General features: G+C 43.0%; 9 protein-coding genes. 3 read left to right on the forward strand and 6 right to left on the reverse strand.

Annotated elements, in window-relative coordinates; translation table 11 throughout:
- Nucleotides 1-377: 377 nt before the first annotated feature.
- Nucleotides 378-920: an RICIN domain-containing protein gene (locus ACWNM1_RS04105; RefSeq protein WP_449600004.1), complete on the forward strand. Its 543-nt coding sequence runs from the start codon at nt 378-380 to the stop codon at nt 918-920.
- Nucleotides 921-1002: 82 nt separating this feature from the next.
- Here the strand turns inward: ACWNM1_RS04105 and ACWNM1_RS04110 are convergent, their stop codons facing one another.
- Nucleotides 1003-2499, reverse strand: coding sequence for a glycoside hydrolase family 43 protein (locus ACWNM1_RS04110; RefSeq protein ID WP_449600005.1), 1497 nt, complete (start codon nt 2497-2499; stop codon nt 1003-1005).
- A 139-nt stretch (nt 2500-2638) separates the two neighbouring features.
- On the opposite strand from ACWNM1_RS04110, the gene ACWNM1_RS04115 reads away from it, so the two are divergent.
- A complete protein-coding gene (locus tag ACWNM1_RS04115) occupies nt 2639-3502 on the forward strand; it encodes a helix-turn-helix domain-containing protein (RefSeq protein WP_449600006.1) in 864 nt (287 codons plus the stop codon).
- A 41-nt stretch (nt 3503-3543) separates the two neighbouring features.
- On the opposite strand, the gene ACWNM1_RS04120 is transcribed toward ACWNM1_RS04115, so the two are convergent.
- On the reverse strand, nt 3544-3891 hold the full coding sequence (locus tag ACWNM1_RS04120) for a MerR family transcriptional regulator (RefSeq protein WP_449600007.1): 348 nt from the start codon (nt 3889-3891) through the stop codon (nt 3544-3546).
- 27 nt (nt 3892-3918) lie between these two features.
- Nucleotides 3919-4899: an aldo/keto reductase gene (locus ACWNM1_RS04125; RefSeq protein ID WP_449600008.1), complete on the reverse strand. Its 981-nt coding sequence runs from the start codon at nt 4897-4899 to the stop codon at nt 3919-3921.
- Nucleotides 4900-5120: 221 nt separating this feature from the next.
- On the opposite strand from ACWNM1_RS04125, the gene ACWNM1_RS04130 reads away from it, so the two are divergent.
- The gene (locus tag ACWNM1_RS04130) at nt 5121-6257 is read left to right on the forward strand and encodes a glycosyltransferase family 61 protein (RefSeq protein ID WP_449600009.1); all 1137 of its coding nucleotides are present in this window, start codon (nt 5121-5123) and stop codon (nt 6255-6257) included.
- Nucleotides 6258-6489: 232 nt separating this feature from the next.
- Here the strand turns inward: ACWNM1_RS04130 and ACWNM1_RS04135 are convergent, their stop codons facing one another.
- The 3 genes from ACWNM1_RS04135 to ACWNM1_RS04145 form a co-directional block, all read right to left on the reverse strand.
- Entirely contained in the window at nt 6490-8763 is a 2274-nt protein-coding gene (locus ACWNM1_RS04135; protein ID WP_449600010.1) for a glycoside hydrolase family 3 N-terminal domain-containing protein, read from the reverse strand.
- 36 nt (nt 8764-8799) lie between these two features.
- Nucleotides 8800-10113, reverse strand: a complete 1314-nt coding sequence (locus ACWNM1_RS04140; RefSeq protein WP_449600011.1) for an MFS transporter — start codon at nt 10111-10113, stop codon at nt 8800-8802.
- Nucleotides 10114-10280: 167 nt separating this feature from the next.
- Nucleotides 10281-12812, reverse strand: coding sequence for a GH39 family glycosyl hydrolase (locus ACWNM1_RS04145; RefSeq protein ID WP_449600012.1), 2532 nt, complete (start codon nt 12810-12812; stop codon nt 10281-10283).
- Between the last annotated feature and the right edge of the window lie 133 nt (nt 12813-12945).

A 12945-nucleotide genomic window follows, 5' to 3' on the forward strand; every position in this document is an offset into this window, starting at 1 on the left:
AGAAGTGAAATATCATAAATGTCCACAAAAAGACACTGACTTGTATCAGTGTCTTTTTATGGTCTGATGAGTATTTTTTTGGTTTTTGATGTGCTCATTTAAAACCGTTGATAGTATTATTTTTATATAAATAGCGAAAAAAATCATATTGACTCATTATTTGATATTAAAGTATATTCTTAGCAAATGAACCATTATTTAATCATATTTTATCTATTTACTTTTGAGGATAGAGTCCTTTTTCAAATTCTATCAAATGACATGCATTACATTTACTGATTTAGGAGGTGATTAAATTGTATACATAAAGCTTGTTATTAAAATGAACAGGTCGCAAGTTAAGAAATTAAATAAAATTCAAGAAGGAGTGTATTTTCATGAAACGAGTTCAAATTAGGTACGGGGTGAAAACGTTTTTGGCACTTGTATTAGTTGTATCTGCATCATCACTCGCACTAACTTCAACGACGCACGCTGGAGTGCCAATTCCTCTCAAAATTATCAATGAACACAGCAATAACGTGCTGTCAGTCAGCGGAGCGGATTCACAAGCAGACGGTGCACTTATCGTACAATACATCGATCAAGGAGCAGAGTATCAAAAATGGTATCTCGAAATTGCAGAAAACGGATATTATAATTTCAGAAACATAGCTAGCGGAGATTTATTGGATGTCAACGGAGCATCTTCATCCGATGGGGCCAGTGTTATTCAATGGCCGAGCAATAACGGATGGAACCAACAGTGGGAGCTTATTCCAACCGGTGAACAAAACATGTATAAAATTAAAAACCGAGCCAGTGGCAAGTTATTGGATATATCGGGACAAGATAAAACCAGCGGTGCGAAGGCCATTCAATGGAGTGATAACGGCGGTCACAATCAACATTGGTATATAGAATATATACGGAAAAATTAAGCTATTGCCGAATACATGAAATGGCGGTGCAGGGAAACATCCCGAGCATCGCCATTTCTTAATTTAACATATTTTAGGATTGTTATTCCTTTTGGTAGCGGAACCAATCATAATATGCGATTGTTCGGTTGGTAGAGTAGTTATACATCCCAAAGAACACTCCGGTAAATCCGCCTGCAACTTCTGTAGAGATCAAGTGTGTCTCCGCTTCACCTAGTGGATGCCATAACTGATCCGCACCTCGATAAGAGAATAAATATTTCTCAGGTAATGCTTGAATCTTCAATTCTACGACTGTGTCTTCCAATGGAGAAGAATATTTCACATCACTTATGCTACCCACTTGTCTTCGAAGCGTAATCACATTTCCACCTTCTACCTGGGTTAGTCCGATTGCGTAGTGATACATCTGATCCATAAACACAACAAGACCCGCTTCATCACCATATAGTGGTTTGAATTCCATTTTAGTGGAAATTTCACAATCCAAGTGGCGCTGTCTACAGCCAATAAATGCAGGCGTTCCCGGTTCGCTTAATCTCACATCCGCTCCATGTAATGCTAGCCACCCTGGTCGCTCCTGCAAAGACCAAACGACTTTTTTAGCATTGCGAATAAAATTCCAGCTCATTCCTAAATCAGATAGATTAAAATCATCGGTCTCAGACTCGTCTTCCCATAGCACTGGTGGTAGAGTGTCAGCTTCCATTTCTAATCCAACAACACCGTGATCTCCAATCATCGGCCATCCATCTTCACTCCAATGGACCGGAGCAATAAATGTCTCTCTGCCAAGATGATGTCGATATGGATAACCTACTGGTCTAATCCCTAGAAATACCGCCCACCAGCTGCCATCCTGTGCTTCTACCAGATCGCCATGTCCCGTAGCTTGTATAGGGTAATCCGAGCTCCGGTGAGTCAAGATGGGATTCCGGGGTGAGGATTCATAGGGTCCATAGGGTGATTTACTTCTTGCTATGGTTTCCATGTGTCCATATTCTGTCCCGCCTTCAGCACACATTAAATAATAGTAGCCATTTATTTTATAAAGATGTGGTCCTTCAGGAAATTTACCGCCACTGCCTGTCCATATCAAACGAGAATCGCACAGCTTATGGCCCGTTTCAATATCAATCTCACATTGGTAGATTCCCATACCATCCTTGGTGCCAGTGCTTGTAAAATATACTTTTCCATTGTCAAAAAACAGGGATGGATCAATCCCTTCCTGATCCACATAAATAGGATCCGACCACTCACCTGCTGGATCCACCGTCCAAACATAGAAATGTCCACCGCTATCCTGATTTGTCGTCACCATGTAGAATCGACCATTATGATGACGAATGGTTGGTGCCCATACCCCTCCAGACACGACCGAGTTATCAAATTGAAGCTGGGAATCACGTGTTAAGCAATACCCGAGCTGCTTCCAATGGACTAAATCTTTACTATGCCAAATGGGTATTCCCGGAGAGTAAGCAAATGAACTGTTTACCAAAAAGTAATCCTCGCCTACTCTGCAAATGCTTGGATCTGGATAAAAACCTGGTAATATAGGATTGTTATATTTCATGAAGCATTCTCCTTTTGTTGAACAATTGCATCTATGTCAAGGATTATACTTCACTAGCTAAACGATAAACCTTGATTATCCAGTCGTAAAATAGCATGATATAGACATTCATCTAGACATGCTTTTGGAGGGTTACGAATTGAGCGAATTTTATTTGAATTGGTTTACATCAGATCAGAAATTCCCATTCTTTATTCAATACGGCTTTCACGACAATGATACTGACCTTCATAGACATGTGGACTTTTCAGAGCTCGTAATCGTCTTGAGTGGTACTGCTACTCATATTGTGAATACCGAAGAATCATTCATCAAGAAGGGGAATGTTTTTGTGATTAACGGTTCAACCCCGCATGCTTTTAAAGATCCTCAGGATTTTAAGATCTGTAATATTATGTACAAGCCTGAAATGCTGTCGACGGCTGGATCGGATCTGCGAACTTCGAACGGCTTTCAGGCGCTGTTTGTATTGGAACCGTTGTATCGTCATAAACATGCCTACACAAGTAAACTAAGCTTGCCAATTCCCATGTTGGAGTTTGTAACTGCACTCATTGCAGGTATGATTGAAGAATATAGCCACAAGCTTCAAGGATATCAGACGTTGCTCGTCTCACGGTTTATGGAACTGGTTGTCTATTTATCAAGGCATTATGAAAAACAGGATAAAGGCAGCCAGGATAATCATCTAATACATTTGTCGAAGTCGCTCTCTTTTATGGAAGACCGTTATCTTGAAGCGTTGTCGCTGGATCAAATCGCCGCACACTCAGGGATATCTGTTAGACACTTAAACCGGATCTTTCGCTCTTACTATCAGACGACTCCTATCTCCTATCTCCATCGATTGCGTCTGGAAGGGGCTTGCAGCTTGTTGAAGCATTCTAACTTCAGTATTACTCAGATCTCACATGAAAGCGGGTTTAGTGATAGCAATTACTTTACACGACAATTCACCAAAACCTACGGTATGTCTCCTAAGGCTTATCGGAAAAAATCATAAAAAAACATCCTTAATACAACAATAAGTCCTCAAAAGAGGACTTATTGTTTACACATTCGTTCAATTTTTTCATCCATCCGTTCCAATACTCTATTCATCTCTTCCAATCTAGATACAAGTTGCTTCCGCTGGTCAATTAGGAGCTCTACCCTATCATGATTAGCCTCCTCCCCATGCCTGTACAACTCAACATACTTAATCAAGATTTCAACTGGAAGACCAATGCCTCGCATACATTTGATATGTTCAATCCACCTGCAGTCTTCTTCCGAATAGTCACGATTACCGCTTTTATTGCGATTTACACGTGGAATAATACCGATGCGTTCATAATAGCGGAGCGTATCCGGCGTAAGATTAAATTTTTCACTTACTTCTGTAATGGTCATAATTTCGTTATCCTCCGGTGCTCGGTATTAATTAAAACCAATGATTGGGTGCGGTGTATAGGGTTCTTCCAAGAACGTAATTTCTTGAGGTGTTAACGTAATGGATAATGCTCCTACAGCATCTTCGATATGTGACATTTTCGTAGCACCAATAATTGGAGCAGTAACTGGTTCTTTCTGAAGCAGCCATGCAAGGGCGATATGAATCCGCGGAACACCATATTTTTCGGCGATCGCTGCTACCCTTTCCACAACTAATTGATCTGCAGCTGAAGTTCCATCATATTTGGATTTTTGGATTTGATCAGTCTCAGAACGATGGGTTGATACTGCCCAGTCGCGAGTTAATCTACCAGAAGCCAACGGACTATACGGGATAACACCGATTTTTTCTTCCTTACAAAGTGGCAACATCTCACGCTCTTCTTCACGGTAAATGAGGTTGAGGTGATTCTGCATGGATACAAATCGGATCCAGCCATTTTTCTCCGCTACATATAAAGCTTTCTGAAATTGCCAAGCATACATAGCAGAAGCACCAATATATCTTGCTTTACCCGCCTTAACCACATCATGAAGAGCTTCCATAGTTTCTTCGATAGGTGTGTGATAATCCCAGCGATGGATCTGGTACAAATCCACATAATCCGTACCCAATCTTTTAAGACTTTTATCAATTTCACTCATAATTGCTTTTCGGGAAAGCCCAGCACCATTGGGTCCTTCATGCATACGATTATAGACTTTAGTGGCGAGGACAATTTCATCTCGATTAGCATAATCCTTGAGTGCTCGTCCAAGAATCTCCTCACTCGTTCCGTCAGAATACACATTAGCTGTATCAAAAAAATTAATTCCGAGCTCTAGAGCTTTTTTTATGATCAGCCGACTCTGCTCCTCATCAAGTACCCACTGATGGATCCAACGTTCTGCTACCCCAAAACTCATACAGCCTAGACACAACCTGGATACATCTAACCCAGTATTGCCAAGTTTCACATAGTCCATTTATAATGATTCCTCTCTTTCAATAGATGGTAAGGTTCACTTGCTGATAACTGTTATTATTTCACTTGGAGTTCACTCCAAGTCAAGCTATTTATAAAATTGACTGCTTCAAACTCTGTTCACTCGCCCTTTTCAGAAGAAATTGTGTCGTTAGGTTCTTTGTTCCATAGAATAGCTTAATGATGTTTCTGGAGTTCTACTTGGTCAAAAGAGGTGAAACGATGAGATTTTCTGTGAACGTGGAAGCGCCCTCTGGTTATTACCGGAGCATCTTGGAACTTGAAACAGAATGGGGACAAAAAAGAACTATCCATGAAGCTGGACAGGTTATTCCGTTTGATTTCGGTCAGGTGGCCGAGTACACCGTTCCTAAAAGCATTGAATCGAGTATTCATCCTACACTGACGCCTTATTGTTTACAGCCGTTTGGCGGATACGTAGCCACCATCCCGAGTGGAAGGGTATGGGGAGAATCTGGTGCTGTTCTATCTCCGGAGGGAAAGCTGATCTTTGATCTGTCACAGGAATATGACGCCGTTCAAAATAGAATGCTAGAAGCAGAGGAACACCCTGTGTTCCACCGGTGGAATGATCCAAAACTTCAATATTTAGAAGGAACCGTGGCTGTGTTGACGTTTTGCGGAAGCCATAACTATTTCCACTGGTTGTATGATGTGCTCCCTAGATTGGCGATGCTCATAACGAGTGGAATTCCTTATACCTCTATCATCATGAATCCAAATCCATATGGACCATTTGTGAAACAAACCTGGGCTATGCTTGGTATATCAGAGTCTTCAGTAATCCGGACAAATCCTGAAACTTACATTGAAGCTGATCAGCTACTTGTCCCTTCTTTGATGATGAACTCCCACTATCCCCCGTGGATCACGGATACGTTACGTAAATTATTACTGCCTCACAGGGAATCAACACTCGCTACACCTGAGCGTATTTATATTTCTCGAAACAAAGCAAGCACCAGGCGCTTGGTCAATGAAGAGGAAGTTATACGCTGCCTTGAAGAATATAGAATTCAACCTATTTATCTTGAGGATTGGACAGTTGCCCAGCAAATCCAGTTATTCGCTTCGGCAAAGGTAATCATGGGAGCACATGGCGCTGGACTGGCCAATCTGGCTTTTTGTCAATCTGGAACACAAGTTATTGAAATTGTTCATGAACAGCATGTCGTTCCAACGTATTGGATGATCAGCAACCATAACGCTCTTGATTATTACATGATGTATGGTCAAGGCTGGCCAGATCCTGCTATTCGTTTTCCGGGATTTGAAGATATCTATGTGGATATAGATCGTCTGAAGCAGATTTTGCATTTGGCAGGATTAAATACTTAGTATTTAGTTAAAAAAGCGTGATGCATTTTTCGCATCACGCTTTTTTCTGAGATGGCTGTTACAGGATCTCTCCGACAAGGCAAATGTAAGTTTAGTAACGTATAGAAGTTCTTAGAGTACTTTGCGAATCGGCAGCAGAATTAGATTTCATCGAGGCCATGTTGAAGTGGACGGAATACTTCGATAATCATTATTCTTTTTTCTCAATGATGCTGGCGAGCAAAGACGCCCCTTATTTCCGGTAATTCTTCGTTCTTTCATCCTCTATAACACCATTCCAATTCATTCCAAAAGCAAAATCATATACATTCCCTTCTGAATCTGCATGACATTCCATGTCATGTGCCACATCTTCCAGCTGCTCTTCTACCGTTTGCATACCTGATGGTATTTGTACTGGGAGCAATCCCGAAGGCTCCTCGGCACCCGTTAACACCTCCATAAGTGCTTGATCCTGTAACCCAAAGTTAACAAGTATAGCATCAGCCTCTCCCTCAAATTCGGCAACAACCGAAGGATTGGACAGTAACATCGACACAATTACCGGTTTGTCTTTCATCAGCTTGCGAGCTTCCAGGACACGATCCAGATCGCTCTCATTATGCGTAACAACGGTTTTCCCTTTATAAGAACGGTTAAATACATCGTTATCTCGCGCATCTCCAGCTAAGCTCTGCTCCCGAGCATTTTCCGCAGTGTACGGTCTATATTGCAAGCTAATGGGCACATAGCCGTTACCGCCTTGCTCAGAATCTACCTGACTAAAGCCTACTCCTGATTTAGGACTGCTTATGAAGACAAGAGCGAAGTCTGCTTTTTCCGGTTGATCTGTCACATGATAATATTTAGACACAACATCCAGGTTTACCGGATATTCTGTCTTTTCCGGCGTTGGGTTGCCAAACCAATCCTTTCCTGCTGGAGTATAACGCTTCGGAATATATACGGTTTGTTTCGCTGCCAGCGGCAATACCCGATTTTTGTTCTTCAGCAGCACGATCGACTTCAGCTGTGCTTCATAGCCTGATTGCATAAACTCAGGATTCCCAACAATCTGAGCGCTCTCCTCAGGCTTCAAATACGGGTTCTCGAAGAGACCCAGACGGAAAATATTAAGTAGAAGCCGAACAGCTGACCGCTCAAAGCGATTCCGCATCCGTTCCTCTCCATGCTCAGCTACTCCCATTCGGTATGCTTCAAGGACGGGCTCCATCTCATTATTGCCGCCAAATTGGTCAACGCCTGCCATCAAGAGCTTGTAATGCCGTTCTGCGACGGACATCCCCTCTACGCCCCAAGGTTTACCACTGAGAAAGGAATCCTTACTATCTGATTCGTCTGCTGTAATGAGCCAATCTGTGCACACAACGCCATCGTAACCGTATTTTCCCCGAAGCAGATCGGTAATAAGATAGGAACTATAAGAATTTCCGACATTCTCCCCGTTCAACTGATCTTGATCTGTAGAAATTGTGTAGTATGGCATGACCGCTGAAGCCTGCTTGGTTGGGCCATCCAGCTTAAAAGCTCCTTCTGTAAAAGGAATAAGATGTTCATCAAAGTTACCGCCCGGATAGACAGCATATTTGCCGCAAGCATAATGTGCATCCCTTCCGCCTTCCCCGGAACCACCGCCAGGCCAGTGTTTTACCATAGCGTTCACGCTGTCATATCCCCAGCCTTCGTTAACCTCCCGCTCATCTTCCGAGCTCTGGAAGCCGTCGACATAAGCCTTTGCCATGTCAGCAGATAACTTCGAATCCTCGCCAAAAGTGCCGTTAAAACGAAACCATCGTGGATCTGTAGCAATATCGATTTGCGGCGATAGCGCCGTCCCTAGACCAAGTGCACGATACTCACATGAGGCAACTTGCCCAAAACGATAGGTGATCTTCGGATCGAAGGTTGCCGCAAGGCCCAGCGTCTCCGGCCACATGGAGATTTGCCCACCAGCTCCAGCATTAAACTCTGAACTAGAATCTGAGCCATGGCGTGGGTCGGAGCTGTTGTTGGCTGGAATCCCAAGGCCTGTTCCTTCTGCAAATGCCTGCACCTGATTGTTCCACAGAGCAGCTATTTCTGGACTCTCCACGGTGGTCACCAGAATATGTCTCAGATGGTCCTGTGCCAGAAATGCTAATTGTTCATCGGTAAGCTCCCATGGCTTAGCTCCGCTCTCCTCATAGGATTTACCGTTATATGTTCCTGAGAACCAGCTGCTACTAAGTGCTGGGATGGATTGATGACGACTATACAGCATGAGTCCAGCAATTTGTTCAATACTCATTTGTGAAGCTAGATCTACAGCCCGCTCTTGTGGCGTCAATCGCCAGTCCTCATATTTATCCAGCTTGCCATTACGATTCAGATCTTTGAAGAACAGTCCGTCCTGTTCGAGAATCTGCACGCCTGATTCAGGGGAATAACCCAAGGTTGGCCCCCCCTTATTGCTTACGTAAGAAATGGTATGAAGGCTTTTAGTGTTGATAGTCTCTCTCTGATTCATATGGTTTCCCTCCACTGTTTTCTTGTTTGTTTTTTCTTAGACCAGATTGGCTTTTTGTGATTGCGCTTCGACAGCTGTTAGTTCAGCAGTTTTAGCTCTTTTCTCTGTTCCCACTTCTGGAAGTAGCTTCACTGCCAGCATACCGAGTATAGTGCAGACGGCAAGGAAGATGTAAAAGAAGGTCCAGCTGCCGATGCCTAACAGCACAGGAGCGATTGCTGGAACAATGGACTGTGGCAAGGCATTAGCTACGTTCATAATCCCGAAGTCTTTGGCTGAATCCTCTTTACTTGGAAGAATGCGTGCAACGAGTGCCATATCTACGGCTGAGAAGCAGCCAAAGCCCAATCCGATCACTGCAGCTCCGGCAATGTAGGCCGGATAACTTGGCACAAAGGCAAACAACAGAACCCCAATAGCAATGATGAACCCTGAAACAATCAGGAATGGTTTTTGCTTACCAAATTTATCTGACAACACCCCACCGAAGATACTTGTAATTGCAACACCTACTAACATAACGATATTAATCGTAGCAACCTTTGCGGTGGCCAGCTCTTCCGTAAGTCCCATCCGGTTTACCAGCATGACTGTGAGGTATAAAGTGCTACAATATCCCATCATGATCAGGAACTTGGATACGAAAGCCCAAGAGAATTCCGGGAACTTACGTGGACTAGGAAAAATCGTACTCAGCTTCTTACCCAGCGATATTTGATTATGTGTCTTGGGAACAAGTTCTACTTTACCTTCTTTAATAATCAACGTACTGAGAAGTGGACCTATGATACCGATTACACCTAGCAAAAGCCACTTAATTTCTGAAGAAACTGAGGTCATCACTGTCATCATGATCATCCCTACCGTCATAGCGATTGGAATAGTGAGACCGATTAATCCCGAGATTGTCCCTTGTTTCTCCTGAGGTACTTGGTCTGGAATGAGCGCTGTATAGGCTGCCATCCCTACATTGAAGAAAAATTGGGCGACTGCCCAGCTAATCATGATCTGCCAAGGCTCGTTGGCGAAACCAGTACATACCAGTGCAGCACAACCAACTAGTGGACCTAGGATAATCCACGTGCGCCGCCGTCCGAACGAAAGATGGGTTCGGTCACTGAGTGCACCGCCAATCGGATTTCCGATAAGCGCAAAGAATGCGCCTATTCCTGCAACCAGTCCATAGGATGAGGTATATCCATTCGGATCCACTTCAATCATTTTAAAGGTCAGCAGCAAGGTGGCAGGTGTCATCAGTGCCAGCATCATCATGCCGTAACCAAGCAGAATACCAAAGGTCAATCTACGAAAAGGGGTGTGAACCTGCCCTTTAGTCGATGCTCCAGTCATTGTAATTCCTCCTCGTCCTTTTAGAAAACGTTTACAATTTGATTATAAAATAAACCACCTCTTGGAGGAGAGGTGGTCAATTACACACTTTTAGGTTCATTTTTAATCTAAATGAAAGCGTTTCAATGTTATTCATCAAGATGAAGCTTAAAAATTGACTCATTTTCTCAAAACAATGGAGTCAGCTCAATGAGCTCTACGCTATGAGGTTCCATTCTAATGACGACAGAAAGCTCTTCACCTACTTCAAGAAGCTGAATCTGTCTACCTGGAAGAGAGGCAGCTTTTAGATAAGCAGTGTCCTCTTCAGTCAGAACGGGTGGAGCCCCCATTTCTACCCATTTGTCAAAGCTGCTGCCATGTGCCCTGCTGATCGCATGGTTCACTTGCTTATATCTGCCAGATGGTAATCCTGTTAATGTGAGTTCAATTTTAAGAAGCCTCTCGTTTTTGAAGCCACTATAACGACTAATAGATGTAATGAATGAAGTATCACCAAGCGCGTACAAATCATCAAAATGACAATAATTATAAGCCAAAATCTGATAACCACCTCTTCCAGCTGTCACGATATAACCCTCTTCGTGTGCGATTAGCCGATTCCCCAGCTTAGCGAGCATTTCATAGGCATGCATAGCGGCTTTCGGAATTCCATACTGAGCCATAAGTCCAAGCCCACCATGAAATATCCGGGATGAAGCCGCTGTTTCTTCAATATTGTCACTCAGTACCCAATATCCGAACCCACTGATGCTGTCGAGATTTTCGATGATATTTTTTACGATATATGCAGCTTTATATAATGTGTCATTGGTCAGTTCACGGTGAAATGCCGTTGAATTCCATTCGGTTAAATATACCTCTTGTCCGTTAAGTCCCAACTCAGCGAGCAGTCCGATTTCACGCTCCAGCGATTCCTTCAAATAATCGGGGTTTGGGGACACTTTGTTGAACCCCTCTACTGTAAGTGGAGATATTTCTTTTTCACTTAATTGTTCTTTAGGCTCCCAATTTTTACTAAGCAGATCATCCATGTTCTCATGCGGATAAAAATGTAACGGGATAAAGTCTGGAAGACACCCCTGTTCTTTGCAGAAAGCGAAAAACTGTTCACAAAACGCATTGGAGTTGAGAGTAATAATTCTACCGGGAGCGCCAATCTGAAGGTTCAGAGAGATGGATTTAAGGGTCTCGAACGTTCGGGCATACAATTCGTTGTAGGCTTCTTCCGTCGCAGGCCAGAACAATCCATACTCCGGTTCGTTCCAGAATTCAAACTTCCAGCTTTCCACCTCTTCAAGACCGTACCGATTGAGACAATGGCGAATAAACCGATCTACCAATTCACACCAGCGGTCCATGGATTTAGGCGGACTCACGTAACTCTTTTCATAAAACACATGTTTACTGCTGTCTGCTGCGAGATCAGAAGGCATAAACCCCAGTTCTATAAAAGGCTTCAAGCCGATCGATAACAAAAAATCAAACAACTGATCTACAAAGCGAAAATTATAATGTGCCTGCCCTTCGTGATCCTCCCGGTACACCATCATTGAATCATCAAAAATTCCATGAAAACGCAAATAACGAAACGGACACCGCTCTTGTACATATTTCAAATGAGCTTGTACATCACTTTGAAGTCCTTCATTTGCTTTACTAATCGTAATGATATTTTTCCAGCTATGCTCGATTTGCCGCTGAATCCTGTCTAAAGGAATACTCGCAGACAGCTGAACAACCACATGTACGGGTTCAAGCTGGTGCGACTGACTACGCCGGAGGAATTGCCGAACAATGCCCAGTGCGTTGGATTGATTAAATGCTAAGTAGCCGGATGCAGAATCTTCCTGTTTTGTATGAGTTTGAGGCCGATATTTTTTGCGATACTCATGTGGTGTAATATGATATCGGCTTTTGAATGCAGCGTAAAAAGATTTTGCGTTTGGAAAGCCCTGCTCAAGTGCCAGCTCAGCAAGCGAATGCTCTTGATCTCTTAAAAGAGCTTCTACGGTATTTTTTAAACGAATGCTGGTTAAGTAAGTCTGGAAGTTGACCCCAATGTTCTCGCTAAAAAATTTGGACAAATACGGCACCGACAAATACTCTCGTTCCGCGATTGTCTGCAGCGACACCGGGTCTTTATAATGTTCATCTATATAAGTGATGATGCTCATCATTCGTTCCATATATTTTATATTCATCGCTTCGCCGGAATTTGGCAGCTTAAACTGTTTGACCAAAACAGAGAATAACCCAAGCATACGTGCTTCCATCCCCAGTTCATAGGCTTCTCCACCTTTGTACTTCAGCTGTACCATTTCAGCCATGAGCTGACGCATGTTATCTAAGCCATTTTGCTTCTCAGGACCGACTTCAGCAGAATAACATTCAAAGCTGATCTTCTCCACATTGTGGATGTGCTGCTTAAGATAGGTTGTTGGGATTTGAAAGGTAGCGATGATATTCTGATCTAATCCAATAACTTCATGTACGTAACACTGGTTAATGAGTAGCATATCCCCTTCTTTAAGCCTATATTGACGGTTTCCGGTCGAAACCTCTAGATTGCCGGACAGCACAAAAATCAGCTCCACACTCATATGCCAGTGATTCGGCACAAAGCTGACACTATGTAAAGAAACATCAAACGGTAGTTTGCCTTCGGTCTCAAGCTGTTCATAGCTGGAATGGCTCAAATAATCACTTCCTTGTTTACATTATCTTGTAGTAGCATACAATGTAGCGTTTCGGCGGTCAATTCGATGGTCTGTGCTCACCTCGCTAACAAAAAAACACTGATCCAAGTCAGTGTTTTTTCATAAGCCATAC

The sequence above is a fragment of the Paenibacillus sp. Marseille-Q9583 genome (assembly GCF_976954365.1).